General features: G+C 40.7%; 16 protein-coding genes. 12 read left to right on the plus strand and 4 right to left on the minus strand.

Annotated features, from left to right (window positions below; translation table 11 throughout):
• Positions 1-347: 347 nt before the first annotated feature.
• Complete coding sequence (locus C9J47_RS10660) at positions 348-2,423, minus strand: PAS domain-containing hybrid sensor histidine kinase/response regulator (protein WP_107253519.1); 2,076 nt, start codon at positions 2,421-2,423, stop codon at positions 348-350.
• Positions 2,410-3,600 carry an FIST signal transduction protein gene (locus C9J47_RS10665; RefSeq protein ID WP_107253520.1) on the minus strand — a complete coding sequence of 397 codons (1,191 nt, stop codon included), beginning with the start codon at positions 3,598-3,600 and terminating at the stop codon, positions 2,410-2,412. Before C9J47_RS10665 ends, C9J47_RS10660 begins: the two co-directional genes overlap by 14 nt.
• Before the next feature lie 157 nt (positions 3,601-3,757).
• Here C9J47_RS10665 and C9J47_RS10670 point away from each other — a divergent pair, with 157 nt between their 5' ends.
• Complete coding sequence (locus C9J47_RS10670) at positions 3,758-4,513, plus strand: SDR family oxidoreductase (protein ID WP_107253521.1); 756 nt, start codon at positions 3,758-3,760, stop codon at positions 4,511-4,513.
• Positions 4,514-4,662: 149 nt separating this feature from the next.
• Here the strand turns inward: C9J47_RS10670 and C9J47_RS10675 are convergent, their stop codons facing one another.
• Positions 4,663-5,106, minus strand: coding sequence for a hypothetical protein (locus tag C9J47_RS10675; RefSeq protein ID WP_107253522.1), 444 nt, complete (start codon positions 5,104-5,106; stop codon positions 4,663-4,665).
• A 273-nt stretch (positions 5,107-5,379) separates the two neighbouring features.
• On the opposite strand from C9J47_RS10675, the gene ccoN reads away from it, so the two are divergent.
• The 10 genes from ccoN to uspE all read left to right on the plus strand — a co-directional run bounded on the left by ccoN (position 5,380) and on the right by uspE (position 14,477).
• Positions 5,380-6,807, plus strand: coding sequence for a cytochrome-c oxidase, cbb3-type subunit I (gene ccoN / locus C9J47_RS10680; protein WP_006231872.1), 1,428 nt, complete (start codon positions 5,380-5,382; stop codon positions 6,805-6,807).
• A 12-nt stretch (positions 6,808-6,819) separates the two neighbouring features.
• Positions 6,820-7,428, plus strand: coding sequence for a cytochrome-c oxidase, cbb3-type subunit II (gene ccoO / locus C9J47_RS10685; RefSeq protein WP_107253523.1), 609 nt, complete (start codon positions 6,820-6,822; stop codon positions 7,426-7,428).
• Between the two features lie 9 nt (positions 7,429-7,437).
• Complete coding sequence (locus tag C9J47_RS10690) at positions 7,438-7,611, plus strand: cbb3-type cytochrome oxidase subunit 3 (protein WP_107253524.1); 174 nt, start codon at positions 7,438-7,440, stop codon at positions 7,609-7,611.
• Positions 7,612-7,616: 5 nt separating this feature from the next.
• Positions 7,617-8,597, plus strand: a complete 981-nt coding sequence (ccoP, locus tag C9J47_RS10695) for a cytochrome-c oxidase, cbb3-type subunit III (protein WP_107253525.1) — start codon at positions 7,617-7,619, stop codon at positions 8,595-8,597.
• A 121-nt stretch (positions 8,598-8,718) separates the two neighbouring features.
• Positions 8,719-9,213: a FixH family protein gene (locus tag C9J47_RS10700; protein WP_011218545.1), complete on the plus strand. Its 495-nt coding sequence runs from the start codon at positions 8,719-8,721 to the stop codon at positions 9,211-9,213.
• Positions 9,210-11,621 (plus strand): heavy metal translocating P-type ATPase, encoded by a 2,412-nt coding sequence (locus tag C9J47_RS10705; RefSeq protein ID WP_107253526.1) that lies wholly within the window; start codon positions 9,210-9,212, stop codon positions 11,619-11,621. Before C9J47_RS10700 ends, C9J47_RS10705 begins: the two co-directional genes overlap by 4 nt.
• Positions 11,614-11,841: a cbb3-type cytochrome oxidase assembly protein CcoS gene (gene ccoS, locus C9J47_RS10710; protein WP_107253527.1), complete on the plus strand. Its 228-nt coding sequence runs from the start codon at positions 11,614-11,616 to the stop codon at positions 11,839-11,841. Before C9J47_RS10705 ends, ccoS begins: the two co-directional genes overlap by 8 nt.
• A complete protein-coding gene (locus tag C9J47_RS10715) occupies positions 11,838-12,515 on the plus strand; it encodes a sulfite exporter TauE/SafE family protein (protein WP_107253528.1) in 678 nt (225 codons plus the stop codon). The genes ccoS and C9J47_RS10715 overlap by 4 nt, the downstream gene beginning before the upstream one ends.
• Before the next feature lie 74 nt (positions 12,516-12,589).
• On the plus strand, positions 12,590-13,342 hold the full coding sequence (locus C9J47_RS10720) for a fumarate/nitrate reduction transcriptional regulator Fnr (protein WP_107253529.1): 753 nt from the start codon (positions 12,590-12,592) through the stop codon (positions 13,340-13,342).
• Between the two features lie 193 nt (positions 13,343-13,535).
• Positions 13,536-14,477, plus strand: a complete 942-nt coding sequence (gene uspE / locus C9J47_RS10725; RefSeq protein WP_107253530.1) for a universal stress protein UspE — start codon at positions 13,536-13,538, stop codon at positions 14,475-14,477.
• Positions 14,478-14,589: 112 nt separating this feature from the next.
• On the opposite strand, the gene C9J47_RS10730 is transcribed toward uspE, so the two are convergent.
• Positions 14,590-14,943 (minus strand): hypothetical protein, encoded by a 354-nt coding sequence (locus C9J47_RS10730; protein WP_107253531.1) that lies wholly within the window; start codon positions 14,941-14,943, stop codon positions 14,590-14,592.
• Positions 14,944-15,347: 404 nt separating this feature from the next.
• On the opposite strand from C9J47_RS10730, the gene ttcA reads away from it, so the two are divergent.
• Positions 15,348-16,247 carry a tRNA 2-thiocytidine(32) synthetase TtcA gene (gene ttcA, locus C9J47_RS10735; protein WP_107253532.1) on the plus strand — a complete coding sequence of 300 codons (900 nt, stop codon included), beginning with the start codon at positions 15,348-15,350 and terminating at the stop codon, positions 16,245-16,247.
• Positions 16,248-16,337: the final 90 nt, after the last annotated feature.

The following is a 16,337-nucleotide window of genomic DNA, read 5'->3' on the forward strand; positions in this document are numbered from 1 at the left end:
TGAAGTTGGTTTCGGTGCTTAGAAGTTAAATTCCCCGGGTGGCAGCGTAACTTCATATACTATGACCCTATCTATATATATCAATAATTTATAAATGTGTATTTTACATTGGTAAAGTCAAGGAACCGTGTGTAATGTAACTTCATGATGAATTCCTTGTGGGTCATTATAATTCATGTCTATTTAACAGTATTGAGTATTTACCATAAAATAGGTAATTAACACCGTACTTTAAGCTCTTCTGCAAATGGTCAGTTTGCCTTGATCTTCAAGTTTGGTATTAATTACAGAGCTGTTAAGTGCAACAGCATTTAACAGCTCTGCAAGACCATTAAGTTCTAGTTCGTTTAGGCAATGTGCTGGTATTTATTCAGTATTTGATTAAGTTCGATTGCTCTTATTGGTTTAGCTAAGAAATCATTCATTCCAGCTTTTTTGTATTCAACTTGATCGCACTGCATTGCGTTTGCTGTTAGTGCAATGATTGGTATGGTGATCTCTTCTTCTCGTAATAGCTTGGTAGCTTGGATCCCATCAAGTACTGGCATTGAAATATCCATCAAAACAATATCGAAATAATGTGTATCATTCTCTAAGGCCTTTATAGCTTCCTCACCATTATTTGCAATTTGTACTCGGTGACCACGCTTTTCAAGCATTAATTTAGCAACCAGTTGATTTGTGTTGCTGTCTTCCGCAAGCAAGATGTTTAATGATCGCGTTGATATTGGGTATTGCTCTGGAAGCTCTTTTTCTGTCGTATTAACTATAGATGTTATTGGTATCGAGACGGTAAAACAACTGCCCACATTTAGCATGCTATCTAATGAAATATTACCATCCATTTTTTTGATAAGATGCATGCTAATTGCGAGACCTAAACCCGTACCACCATAGCGCCGTGTAATACTTCCATCTGCTTGGATAAATGGATTAAACAATGTTTTTTGTGCATACGGTGCTATGCCTATTCCTGTATCGATAACGGCAATCTCAATATGATTGTTAACTGCTTTTACAGAGACTCTAACAGAACCAACATTGGTGAATTTTATGGCATTCCCAATAAGATTGAACATGACTTGAGTTATTCGATTTTTATCACCCTGCATACTGTCTGGTACAGATGGATCGATTGTTGTCGTTAAGGTGATATTTTTTCTTTTTGCTTGTTCGTTTAGTTGATTAACGACGAGGTTAACACTGTCTGCAATACATATCTCTGTATTGAATAGCTCAAATTTACCTGACTCAATCCGTGATAAATCGAGGATGTCATTGATAATTGTAAGTAGCAATTGAGCAGATTGTTCCATCTGGCTCACCCACTCCATTTGTTTACTGTCGAGCCCAGAAGCAACTAACGTGTCCATTAAGCCCAGCACTGCATTTAAAGGCGTGCGTATTTCATGACTCATCATCGCTAGAAATTCAGATTTTGCGTTATTCGCTGTTTCTGCCTGCTTTCTGGCGAGTTGTAATTCAACTAAACGCTGTTTTCTGTTTGTAATATCTTTTGCGGTACCGCGATAGCCCAATAATTTACCTTGTTTATTAAAGTAAGGTGTCCCACTTAGCGTGATCCATAAAGCGCCTTCATCTTCAGGTAATTTCCATTCAATATCTTCGAATGTCTTTTTGCTTTTTAATTGTTCTAATAACTTTACGCGTAATTCAGATTGCTCACCAAAGATATCTAATATGTTGTCATTATCGATGACATGATTAGCAAGATGTGGGGCCGAGATATAGGTAAATTGATAGTTGGTATCGACTTCCCAAAACCAATCCCCGACTGTTTTGGCGAAATCTTTAAATCGTTGCTGGCTGTGTGTGAGCTCTTGTGTTCTTGCTGTTACTAAAGATTGTAAACGTTCGCGGTAATCAATATCTATGATTGCACGTTCTAATAACGGTCTAAATCTGTCGAGTACTCTTCGGCACTGAGGTGTAAATTGCCCTTTTTTAGAATGCACAAATAATAGTACAGCATCGCCAGAGCTGACTTTCACTCCCGTCATTAACGCTGAATTACAGTATTCGAGTATTTCAGGAGAAACCTCTTTAAACTCTGTAACATCTTTTGGGGAAAATAAAGCGATACTTTCACCGTTAATACAACGTACAAATGTTCTATCAATGGCCCATGAACTTGATTCAAATGCACTACATGTTGTAACTAGCTCTCTTAGCGGGCCGGTTTCGTCGTCACGAGTAAGGGCAAGTGCGTGCTCAAAGCCTATGTATTTTCGCAATACAGATAATAAGCTATTGAATACCTGACGCTTATTGTTTGCACCCGCCATAGCGGAAATACCCGCTAGAATAGCTGAATTTTCTTCACGTAATTGACATTCTCTTTCTTGGCTTCGTAACAAGTCAAGTAATGTCTCTTGTAATTTTTCTGACTCAGAATTTAGCATACTCATCCCTATGAAAAAGAACGGCGGAAATCATTAAGTTTCCATGAGCGTTTTCACCACCAATAAATTGCCCTTGCTCTCCAAAAGTAAAAGGACTAACAAACGGAGCTTGATGCATGGCGTGATTCACATAACTGGCGACTTCATGCATTCTGTCTTGTACTTTTAACATGCAACCAGCGCAGTAAATGGTAATGCCACCAATAGGGTCTAATTCGCCTTTCCTGCCAACATCATTGGCTGAGTCAATCACTCTACCCGCCCTGGTAATTAGACGTTCATCGGTTCCCATCATACAAAAAACGGTTTCAGATTCTTCTACCGTTGCGAAAAGCTCTATTCCACCGCGTTCTGTAACTTTTAGTGGATGCGCAAGTTTGTAATATTCGAGCTCATGCACTTTCCCCACCACGCGTCCTAAGGGGTTAAGGCTACTCTCGTTAATGATATTGCTTGCTTGACTTAAATTTTTGTCTAACCATTTTTCATAAATATTTATAGCGGGTTCGTTATCTAATTCAACAATCTCTCGGCCTTCAACTCTTGTCACAACCGCTGATTGATTGGTATTGGCATAGCCAGAATGAAATGAGTAACTTACTTGGCAAGATGGGTAAAAAACGCAAACACCTACCCCATGCTGACTGGTATGCTCATGAGTAAATAGCTTCCAATTTCCGCTAACAAAATCATCCGCCGCACTACCACCAATAATCGGTATTGACGCGCCTAACTCATGCTCAATACCTTTAATAACATCTTCTTCATTCCCTGGAGTGGCATGTAGCAAAATCAATGCCGGAAGTTCACCAGGGCGCCCACTATTTTCTATTGCTCTTAATACTGCTTGTTGAGCCATTTCGAATGGGGATTGATTAGTAGAAACTAACGCAGTTCCAAATGCACCGTTGTAATCACACATAGCCCATAAAGCAATGCTATCGCCATAGTTATAACCCTCGTCAGTCATGACTCCTCGGCAAGATGAACACCCCAAAACTTGGGCGTCAGGGTATTGTTCATGCAATATGTTCTTTATCAGAGTTTCATCATGGTGCTCTGAAAAATACGCCAAGACTAACTTAGGGTTCGTGATTTTTTGCTGTAATTTGCAAATTGCATCTAAAATAGCGCTTTCAGATGAATTAATAGCAGAGATGCTGGTTGCGATATCCATTATTCTTCTTTCTGTCATTACTTTTCTACATAAGTAACATTATTACATTTGCATCCAGCAAAGGATTGAGTTTTTTATGGTTTTTTGATTAAAGTCTGCTTTGTTTTTGCCGTTATTCATTATCATCTTTCGAGTATGCAGCAAATGAAGGGATGCAATGGCTAATCAAGTGATTTTGGTAACAGGCGGCGCGAATGGCATCGGTAAAGGAATTTGCGAATTCTTAGTTAAGAACAGTCCTGCGATAAATAGCACCAGTGGAAATGAGACAATTGTTATCGCGGTTGATATTGATGAAAATGCGGGGTTTAAATTAGTTTCTGAGGAGCCTCGTATTCGTTTTCGATGCGCTGATGTTTCTAATGAAACTGAAATGTCGTTGATCATTAACGAGATCACGACACAGTATGGTCACCTAAATGGCTTAATCAATAATGCTGCTATCTCCAATCCCTACAATTCACCGCTTGAAGAATTAGATTTAATAGAGTGGCACCGGGTTCTGAATATTAACCTTACTGCGCCATTATTGATGAGTAAATTGTGCTTACCTTTATTAAGAAAAGCGAGAGGTTCCATCGTCAATATTAGCTCTACTCGCGCACAACAGTCTGAACCTAATACGGAATTATACAGTGCTTCTAAAGGTGGTTTAGTGGCTTTAACGCACGCTTTGGCAAACAGTTTAGGGCCCGAGATTAGAGTTAATTGTGTTTCTCCCGGTTGGGTCAACACAACCAATGAACTACTAAGGGATATTGATTCTAGCCAACATCCTGTAGGTCGGGTTGGCGATATAACAGATACTGCTGCAATCGTTAACTTTCTTCTTAGTGAACAGTCTGGCTTTATTACAGGGCAAAATTTTACTGTTGATGGTGGAATGACAAAGAAAATGATTTACGTAGAATAAAATAATTATCACATGCAGAAAACCAAAGCAATAAGCCTATTTGGGGCTTATTGCTTTCTAATGTTTAGTTTTTATTATGTTAAAACAAGGCGGGGATAATCAACCCCCACAGAACCAGATGATTAACATTTAAGCTATTTGAATGTTAATCATTTTTTTACAGTGAATGTAGCTATTGTGGTTTGATTTCCTTGCGTAATTGTTGCCTTCCAATCCATTTCATCATGAATACAGGCTGGAACACTAAAATCACCCACCCAATACTCGCCTTTTTGTTCAAAAACGACGGGGATTGTACCCATAAACATATCAACACCCTCAACAACACCTGTTGGTTTAACATCAATGTTGCCGATTTGTAGTACAAGTGGCGACTCAGCTGTAGCAGGTAATGGGGCTAATGTTATATCTGCAGTCTCGTCCTGCTCAACAATTAAGCACTTTTCTTCACTTATTACACAGTGAATAGCCTTTTGTTCTGCTGATTGCCCTTCTTCATAGGTGACTGTTCTCCAAACAAATGCTGAAATTAACACTGCCATTAGGACAATAATTTGAATTAATCGTGATTTTGTTAATTTTTCTGCTGCCATAATTACACTTAATCCCGTGTTACATGGTTCAAAGTTTTCACATAAATGTTGCTTAACCGTAAACAATGTGTGGGCATCAGCCTGTCAATCGCTTGTTAACTAACGTATTATGCACACTGAAAATGCCACTTTTACAATAAAATAGCAATTTGATTGTTGAGTTGTTTAAAAAACAACAAGACTATCAATAAGCTTTGGGTGGCATTGCGACAACTTGTTGTTCGCACAAGGAAATATAAGTGTAGTTGAACAATATATAGTGGAAGTAGCAACATGAGCCAAGTAAAGCAGCTTGAACAAAACTATAACTATACGGTCGTTCGCCAATTTACCCTAGCTACCATACTATGGGGAATTGTCGGAATGAGCGTTGGTGTATTGATTGCAGCTCAGCTGGTATGGCCGGCGCTAAACTTCGATACTCCTTGGTTGACATACAGCCGTTTGCGTCCTCTGCATACTAATGCAGTAATTTTCGCATTTGGTACCAGTGCGTTATTTGCTACGTCTTATTACGTAGTACAACGTACATGTCAAACAAGATTATTCGGTGGGAAGTTAGCCGCGTTTACCTTTTGGGGTTGGCAAGCAATAATCCTTTCAGCGGCAATTACATTGCCAATGGGATGGACCACAGGTAAAGAATACGCAGAACTGGAATGGCCGATTGGTATCGCTATTGCAGTTGTATGGGTAGCCTATGCCATTGTCTTTTTCGGTACTATGATTAAAAGAAATACGTCGCACATTTATGTTGCGAACTGGTTCTTCGGTGCCTTCATTCTAACGGTAGCGGTACTTCACATAGTGAACAACCTTGCTATTCCTGTTTCTATGAGTAAGTCATATTCGATTTATTCTGGAGCTGTGGATGCAATGATTCAGTGGTGGTACGGTCATAACGCTGTAGGCTTCCTGCTTACTGCGGGCTTCTTGGGTATGATGTATTACTTCGTACCAAAGCAAGCGGGTCGTCCTGTTTACTCGTATCGTTTATCTATCGTACACTTCTGGGCACTAATTTCTCTGTACATCTGGGCTGGTCCTCACCACCTTCATTACACAGCACTACCTGACTGGACTCAGTCGTTAGGTATGGTGATGTCGCTTGTTTTATTCGCACCTTCTTGGGGCGGGATGATCAACGGTATCATGACCTTATCTGGTGCATGGCATAAACTTCGTTACGATCCGATTTTGCGTTTCCTTGTTGTTTCATTGTCTTTCTACGGTATGTCTACCTTCGAAGGCCCAATGATGGCAATTAAAACAGTAAACGCCCTATCTCACTACACGGACTGGACCATTGGTCACGTTCACTCTGGTGCGTTAGGTTGGGTTGCAATGGTTTCTATCGGTTCTGTGTATCACCTAATCCCTAAACTGTTCGGCCAAGAGCGTATGTATTCGATCAAATTGATCAACGTTCACTTCTGGTTAGCAACAATTGGTACGGTTCTGTATATCGTAGCAATGTGGATCTCTGGTGTGATGCAAGGTCTGATGTGGCGTGCAGTAAATACCGACGGTACATTGACTTACAGCTTCGTTGAATCGCTGCAAGCCTCTTATCCGTTCTACTTTGTTCGCTTTGTTGGCGGGTTAATCTTCTTGTCTGGTATGTTCTTGCTTGCGTATAACGCATACAAAACAATTTCAGCACCGAAAGAAAGCCTAAAAGCAATTGAGCAACCAGCATAAGGAGTTCGACAGATGAGTAATCGTCACGCAATAGTTGAAAAAAATGTCGGCCTTTTGGCAATCCTTATCATCATCGCTATTAGCTTTGGTGCGCTGGTTGAAATTACGCCGCTGATTTATCAAGAGCAAACGACTGAACCAGTAGAAAATCTTCGCCCTTATACGGCATTAGAGATGGAAGGTCGTGATATTTACATTCGCGAAGGCTGTAACGTTTGTCACAGCCAAATGATTCGTCCGTTCCGCTCTGAAACAGAACGTTATGGTCACTACTCTGTTGCGGGTGAAAGTGTGTGGGAACACCCATTCTTATGGGGTTCAAAACGTACAGGTCCTGATTTGGCACGTGTTGGTCAGCGTTACTCTGACGATTGGCACCGTGTTCACCTTCGTGATCCTCGCGCTGTTGTTCCTGAATCAAATATGCCTGGTTTCCCATGGCTAGAAGAAAATGTACTTGACGGTAAATTAACTTCTAAGAAACTTGCAATCTTTAAAGATAACTTCGGTGTTCCGTACACTGACGAGCAAGTTGCAAGCGCTGGTGATGACGTTAAAGGCAAGACTGAAATGGATGCAGTTATTGCTTACCTTCAGTCTCTTGGCCATGCGATGAAATAAGGAGATATCATGGATATTATAACTGTTCACAGTGTCTGGACTGTTGTGCTGTTCATTAGCTTTATTGGTATTATCCTTTGGGCTTATAGCAAGCGCCGCAAGTCTGAGTTCAGTGAAGCTGCAAACCTTGTGTTTGCTGACGAAGAACAAGATTTAGCCACGCGTGGGAAAGACAGGAGCTAGGAAGCATGAGTACGTTTTGGAGCCTATGGATCTCTATTATCACTATTGGCACTTTAGTCATTATGGGTTGCCTACTTTTTTGGTGCAGCCGCGACAAGATGGGTGTCGAAGAAGGTGAAGATATGGGACACGAATACGATGGTATTCGTGAAAATAACAACCCACTGCCCAAGTGGTGGTCGTACATGTTTTGGGGCACGATTGTCTTTGCTGTACTTTACCTTTTCCTTTACCCAGGGTTAGGTAACTACAAAGGCTTTTTAGGCTGGACAAGTTCTGACCAAACGGTTCGTTCACTTGAAGAGTCAAAGGCATCACTTGCTAATGCTCAGCAGAACAAACAGTTGAATCAGTACGCACGAGAATTGGATGAAGCCGAGGCTAAATACGGTGAAACATTCAAAACTCTAGCTTACGATACCTCAGGCAATACCCTACTTCCTATTACTGACATCGCTGCTAATTCAGAAGCGATTAAAGTAGGCCAGCGTCTGTTTATTCAGAACTGTTCACAATGTCATGGTTCAGATGCTCGTGGCCAAGCTGGATACCCTAACTTGACAGACAATGCGTGGTTATATGGTGGTGAAGCAGAAACCATCAAAACAACCATTATGGAAGGTCGTCAAGGTGTTATGCCGGCTTGGGGTGATGCACTAGGTAAAGATGGCGTTAAAGAAGTAACAAGTTATGTTCTTGGTCTATCGGGTCGTAAAGTGAATGCAAAAGAAGCAGCAGCGGGTAAAAGTCGTTTTGTTGTATGTGCAGCATGTCACGGTACGGACGGTAAAGGTAACCCTGCGTTTGGTGCACCTGACTTAACAGATAGTAACTGGTTGTACGGTGGTTCTCGTCGTGCAGTTGAAGCTACTATTATGCATGGTCGTCATGGTGTAATGCCAGCATGGAAAGATGTGTTAGGTGAAGAAAAAATTCAGCTAATTTCTGCCTATGTCTGGAATCTAAGCGAAAAGACCGATAAGTAATATTACTCGTTAATAATCAGTTACATGTTTATTAGCAATGTGTGATTTATTACCGAGACATAATACCTAGCCCCTGTTAACTTCAGGGGCTAATTTCATCTAAATATCAAAGGTTGTCATCATGCAAAAAAAACCATGGTATAAGCAGTTTTGGCCTTGGTTTGTCATCGCTCTTCCTGCATCTTCTGTTGTTTATAGTTTAACGGCTGTTTATATTTTCTCTCAAAACCAAGTCGACCTTGTTGCTGAAGATTATTACAAAAAAGGCAAAGCGATTAATGTCGATATTTCACGCCTTCGCGTAGCCGATGCATTAAAACTTCATGCAACAGTGGCAGTAGAAGAAAATCAAATTGCGGTTAAATTTGATAAAGGAGAACTCAGAAGTAATCCTAATTTACGTGTTACTTTTACTCACCGTACACTTGCTAATCAAGACTTTACTCAAATGGTAAGTGCCGATCTTAAAGGTACCTATCACTTTAACTCGCCAGAGCCACTACAAGGCCCATGGTTTATCGAAGTTGAAGCGTTTGATGGTGACTGGATGTTACAAGGTCGTGTAAACTTACCTACTTCCGATCCGATTGCGTTGTACGGGCAGAATAAGGGATGACAAAAGAAATCAGCAGAGATACCGACTGCTATCATTGCGGCGATCCTGTTCCACAGGGTTGCCACTATGAAGTAGACATTTTAGGTAAAGCACGAGACATGTGCTGCCCAGGATGTGAAGCTGTCGCGACAACCATTGTAGAAAGTGGCCTTACTTCTTATTATGAATATCGTACTGCCCCCGCAGAAAAAGCTGATTTAGTACCACAGCAACTTAAATCACTCTTACTTTATGATCATGAAGAAGTTCAACAAGAATTTGTACGTAATCTTGATGATTGCAAAGAAGTGTCACTTTCACTTGATGGCGTATCCTGTGCGGCATGTGCTTGGCTTATTGAAAAACAACTTTCGCGAGAAGTGGGATTAGTTTCAATTCAAGTTAATACGACCACTCACCGCGCCTTATTAAAGTGGAACCCTGAACAAACTAAACTCAGCACCCTACTTTCGGCAATTCATCGCCTTGGCTATAAAGCAGCTCCTTTTGAGGCTGATGCGCAAGAACAGCAATATCACAATACAATGAAACAATACCTGTATCGGTTGGGTATTGCGGGCATAGCCACTATGCAAGTAATGATGATTGCTGTGGCACTATATTTTGAAGTGTTTAGCGATCTAGACACTGAATTTAGAAACTATCTTCGCTGGGTTAGCTTAATTTTTGCTACCCCGGTACTACTGTATTCTGCACTGCCTTTTTACATGAGTGCATGGCGAAACCTACGAGCTCGAACGCTTGGGATGGATGTGCCAGTTTCAATTGCCCTACTTTTCGCCTATGTTGCCAGCCTTTACGCGACAGTCGCTGAAAAAGGTGAAGTGTTCTTTGAATCCATTTCAATGTTTACTTTCTTCCTATTACTGGGTCGTTTCCTTGAAATGCGAGCCCGCCGGCATGCAGCTGCTGCCAGTGCAAACTTATTAAAGTTAGTTCCTGCGATGGCTACATTAGAAGATGGAACTCAAGTCGCAGCGAAAACACTAAACATTGGTGACGTTGTCACTGTTCTGCCTGGTGAAAGCTTGCCTGCAGATGGCGATATTATTCAGGGCGAAACCGCGATTGATGAATCAATGTTATCGGGTGAACCAATGCCAATTGCTCGCTCAGCCGGTGAGCCAGTTTTTGCAGGTACAATTAATGGCGATGGTAATATCACGATTAAAGTTACCAAAGATCGTCAGAATTCATTAATTTCTAATATTGTGCGCCTTCAAGATGAAGCACAAATGTCTAAACCCAAGGTGGCTGTGCTTGCCGATATAGTCGCGCGGTATTTTGTCGCAGGGATCTTGATTATTGCTGCGGGTACTTGGCTTTATTGGCATCAGCAACAACCAGAAGATGCACTATGGATCACCTTAGCCGTATTAGTTGCAACCTGTCCTTGTGCGTTATCTTTGGCAACACCCACCGCACTCACTTGTTCTACCTCTAGTCTCGGCCGCTTAGGTATTTTGCTTCGTAGAGGCCATGTATTAGAAACGCTTTGCAAGGTGAATCAATTAGTCATTGATAAAACAGGCACACTAACTGAAGGTAATATCCGTTTAATCAATACTCAGTTATTTACTCACGTGGCAGAAAACGATGCCTTATCTTATTCCGCTGAATTAGAACGTTTTGCCAATCACCCCATCGCTCGCGCATTTACACCGCATAGAGACCAAGCCTTTGCCTTTGACCACGTCGACAATGTGATTGGTTGTGGCCTTAAAGGTGTTAAAAATGGGCAAGAATGGCGTATTGGCCAGATTAAATTTGTACTTGAGGGGAATACGAACGCCGAATTTTTAGTGAATCAAGCAGATAATAGTTATCAAGTTTGGCTATCGTGTGACACTCAACTTGTCGCAGCATTCAAATTAGATGATCCTATCCGCGAAGACAGTGCTGAGTTAGTTCGACAATTCCAGCGTGCAGGTATTCAAGTCACGATGTTAACTGGCGACAATTCCGTTAACGCGCAGCTTGTTGCCGATAAACTGAATGTCGATAAGTTGGTATCTGGCGTTACACCAGAAGGCAAATTGGATTACTTACGCAGTTTAGATGACAAAGATGTGGCACTAATGATTGGTGATGGTGTGAATGATGCCCCGGTTCTGGCGGGTGCGCACCTTTCTGTTGCGATGGGTGGCGGTACAGACATTGCCAAGTCTTCAGCTGATATGGTGTTATTGGGCGACCAATTAACCCGTATCTTACAAGCTCGTCGATTAGCGTTGAAAACTAAAAAGATTATTCGCGAAAACCTTGCTTGGTCCTTAGGGTATAATCTGATTATATTACCTCTTGCTGTTGCTGGGATGGTTGCGCCGTACATTGCCGTTGTTGGCATGTCTGCAAGTTCGATCATTGTTGTATCAAATTCTTTAAGGTTGTTAAAAGAAAATGGCTAGTCTTTACTTATTAATACCTATTGCCATTATTTTTGTATGCATCGCAGTTGCTATCTTTTTATGGGCAGTAAAATCAGATCAATTCGAAGATCTTGAACGCCAAGGCTTCGATATTTTGTTTGATGAAACAGAATCTAAGTCAAAAAGTGCACCTTCTGCTGAAGAAATAGAGCCGACTACAAAGACGATAGAAAACCAAAATACTGGCGATAAATCGTGAATATAGATTTCTATGCTGCTTTTGCTATCGGCCTGATGGGCGCAGGACATTGTATTGGTATGTGTGGTGGTGTAGCCGCCGCACTAACCTTAGGTATGCCGGGTCAAGAACGCAATAATCGTTGGCTTTACTTACTGGCCTATAATATAGGGCGCTTATTTTCTTATTCTATTGCCGGTGCCATTATAGGTGGTGCTTTCGCAGGCATGGCAGCTTACAGTGGTTATTCAAGTGCATTGATTTCATTGCGCTTATTTGCCGCTTTAATGATGATCGGCTTGGCACTATACCTTGGTCAATGGTGGCAAGGCATCACAAAAATTGAGCGTCTCGGGCAATTCCTTTGGAAATACATCTCCCCGACGGCGAAATCTTTTCTACCTTTGAAATCACCATTATCAGCACTACCCTTTGGGGTTCTCTGGGGCTGGTTACCTTGTGGTTTGGTGTATTCGACTCTTAGTTGGGCTGCAGTCTCTGGCAGTGCCATTGGTGGTGCTAGTGTGATGCTTGCTTTCGGTTTAGGCACACTGCCCGCGATGTTATTGATTGGTTCAGTTGCTGAACATGCAAAACAACTTTTAAAAAACCTCTACTTTAAACGCGCGAGTGCCTTGCTGTTATTGGCGTATGGCGTTCATACTGGTTACATCGCAATCAAACAAATGTTGTAGAGTTTTTATTACTCGTAATATTACTTCATAATATGTTAAAATATTGACCTACATCAAATTGGTTAGACAGGCTTATGATTTCAGACAAACTTACAACCAAACGTATCCAGTCAGGGGGATGTGCTATTCACTGTCAGGATTGCAGTATTAGTCAGTTATGTATTCCATTCACACTGAATGAGTCTGAACTTGATCAACTCGATCAAATTATCGAACGGAAAAAACCTATCCAGAAAGGACAAGAGCTTTTTAAAGCTGGCGATGAGTTAAAATCTCTTTACGCTATCCGCTCTGGTACGATCAAGAGTTACACCATTACAGAACAAGGTGATGAGCAAATTACAGCTTTCCATCTTGCTGGTGATCTTGTTGGTTTCGATGCTATCAATGAAATGATGCACCCTAGCTTTGCACAGTCTCTTGAAACATCAATGGTATGTGAAATCCCATTTGAAATTCTAGATGACTTATCAGGCAAGATGCCAAAGCTACGTCAGCAAATCATGCGTTTGATGAGTCATGAAATCAAAGGTGACCAAGAAATGATTTTACTGCTTTCTAAAAAGAATGCAGAAGAGCGCTTAGCGGCTTTCCTTTATAACTTATCACTGCGTTTTTCGCAGCGTGGTTTTTCACCTCGTGAATTTCGTCTAACAATGACACGTGGTGATATTGGCAACTACCTAGGTTTAACGGTTGAGACTATCAGTCGTTTATTGGGTCGATTCCAAAAATCAGACATGCTAAGTGTTAAAGGTAAATATATTACAATCCTTGATCACGACGAGCTAGCTCGCCTTGCTGGTGTTAGTAAAAAAAGCATCTAATCAATAACTATTTGTTTTCAGAAAAAGTGATACGACTATTGATGCGTATCACTTTTTTTATATTTTTTGTTATATCCTCTCCCTTTAATACCTTCTATACGTTACAGTTAATGTACTAATCTGATTAGACACAGTTTTACCTGCTATCATTCAGAAAGGTATTTTGCCAGCACAGTTGTGTAAGGGGGCAGTTATGAAAAAATACAATAATATTCTTGTTGCTATCGACCCGGCTCAGGATCACCAACCTGCGTTATCGCGTGCCATTCATCTTGCCAACAAGTCTTCCGACGTAAAAATCACCATCTTTCTTGCCATTTATGATTTCTCATACGAAATGACATCTATGCTCTCATCTGAAGAACGACACGCTATGCGCCGTGGTGTTGTGATGCAAAGAGAAGCATGGCTTAAAGATCTCATTAAGCCACATGCTGAAGACGGATTAGATATAGATATAAAGGTTGTTTGGCATAACCGTCCGTATGAGGCAATTGTGGCCGAAGTATTTACAAGCCATATAGACCTGCTAGTTAAAGCAACGCACGAACACGATAAAATTGGTTCAGTTATCTTTACGCCAACAGATTGGCATTTATTACGTAAGTGCCCTTGCCCGGTTCTTATGGTGAAAGAGCATAGTTGGCCTGAAAATGGAAAAATTGTCGCATGTGTTAATTTAGCTGCAGATAGTGAAACACATGAGTCACTTAATAATGCCATTGTAAAAGAAGCGCAATGTCTCGCGGGTATTTTAGGGGCAGAAATCAACCTTGTGAACGCATACCCAGCAACACCCGTTAATATTACCATTGAGCTACCCGAGTTTGATCCCGCTTCTTATACCGATGCAGTGCGTGGGCATCACTTAACGTCAATGAAAGCGCTACGACAGCAATATAGTATTTGTGAAGATCAAACTCATGTTATCGAAGGATTACCTGAAGACGTTATACCTAAAGTGGCAGAAGATTTAGACGCTGAACTTGTTATTTTAGGGACTACTGGGCGTACTGGCTTATCAGCCGTCTTTATCGGCAATACTGCCGAGCATACTATTGATAGTCTAAATTGTGACTTACTCGCGTTAAAACCCGATGGCTATGTAAGCCCTCTCGCACCTAATATTGATTAAAGCTCGATGTTAAACACAATATTGCTACGATAAAAGCCTCTAACAACGAGGCTTTTTTATTATACCTAAATCTTCTGGGATAAGAATGTGCAGAACCTTGTCTAAATTGGTATTAAAGGTTCGTTGCTGGCAAAGGAACAGGTTTTGTTGCACCTTCGGTCGTTTTTTTGTCTTTGTTTGCAGCTAACCAGCTCGCCCAAGCAGAAATATAAAGTTGGTTAATTGTTTCTTCGCAGTATTTACGGCTTAAACCACGTCGGCTCCATTCACTGGCAATCGCAAAGTGAGTCTGTGTTGTACTTCGACCATATAAGTACGTTTCGCAAAGCTCTAAATTAGACATTTGCTGAGAAACTTTTGTAACAGTACTACTTCGCATTCCCAGCTGTTGAGATTGCTTCGCTGAACATCCAGATAAAGCAGCTATAGCAATACCAGCAATTAAACATCGATGCAATTTATCCATTCCCATCCCTTTACGTAAATATTGTTTACGTATTTATCATTGAGTAGGTCTATATGACTTACTGTTAATAGCCAATTATGGAGTATATGGTACTAATATCTTAATTCAAAAGCAGTTTTATTGTTAGTTTGGTTTTTGTTTAAATTTTACGTGTTGTTACACTTTATGTACCTATACCAAATCCATTAATTATCTGCTGAGTTCAGCAAGAGTTAAAAGAGAACCACTCTTCTATCAAGTACTATCCTTGAACTCGACTCCCAGTGGTATTCGAATGGTCAGATAATTAATGGATTTGGTATTAAGCACAAGAACACTTCCCTGAACGTGTAAAAAAGCATTATAATCCCCCGCTAATCCATCAGCTGTTCACTACTTCATTTACGGTAGTACGAGATTTGAGAATGAATCAACAAGATACGCACAAAGAAAACCTTGAATTTAATAAGCTTCAAAAGAAACTTCGACGCAATGTAGGTAATGCGATTACTGAATACAACATGATTGAAGAGTCAGATGTTGTAATGGCTTGTATCAGTGGTGGTAAAGATTCTTTTGCGATGCTTGATATTCTTTTGGGCTTGCAAAAATCAGCACCGATTAACTTTAAAGTGATCGCTGTAAATCTGGATCAGAAACAGCCAGGTTTTCCAGAGCATATCTTGCCAAACTATTTTGAATCTCTGGGCATTCCTTATTATATTGTAGATAAAGACACCTACTCTGTCGTTAGAGAGAAAATACCTGAAGGTAAAACAACATGTGGCCTTTGTTCTCGCTTACGTCGCGGAACCTTATATTCTTTCGCAGAGAAGATTGGAGCGACTAAAATTGCGCTTGGTCATCACATGGACGATATGGTTGAGACAATGTTCTTGAACATGTTCTATGGCTCAAGATTGAAATCAATGCCGCCTAAATTACGTTCTGATGATCAACGTAATGTTGTTATTCGCCCTCTTACTTATTGCCGTGAGAAAGACTTAATCGCTTACGCTGAATACCGCGAATACCCAATCATTCCTTGTAACTTATGTGGTTCACAAGAAAACCTTCAGCGTCAAAACATTAAAGCAATGCTGATTGATTGGGATACACAAACACCAGGTCGTGTAGAAAGCATTTTCAAATCAACACAAAATATTAGCCCAAGTCAGCTAGCTGATAGAAATATCTTTGATTTTGAAAATCTACCGTTAGATAGAAATGGTGAAAGAGCTGAGTATGAATTTACTGAAGCAGAAGTATCGTCTTCTAATATCAATATTGATGAATCAATGTTCATTGATGTAACTAACATTTAATACCATTCTGAAGAATATATGGTCAGCAAGGATGATCAGATAATTATCTAGATGAGTATAAATATGTTAGAAAAAACCCACTTTCTCTTG

The organism is Photobacterium indicum (genome assembly GCF_003026215.1).
GTDB lineage: Bacteria > Pseudomonadota > Gammaproteobacteria > Enterobacterales > Vibrionaceae > Photobacterium > Photobacterium indicum.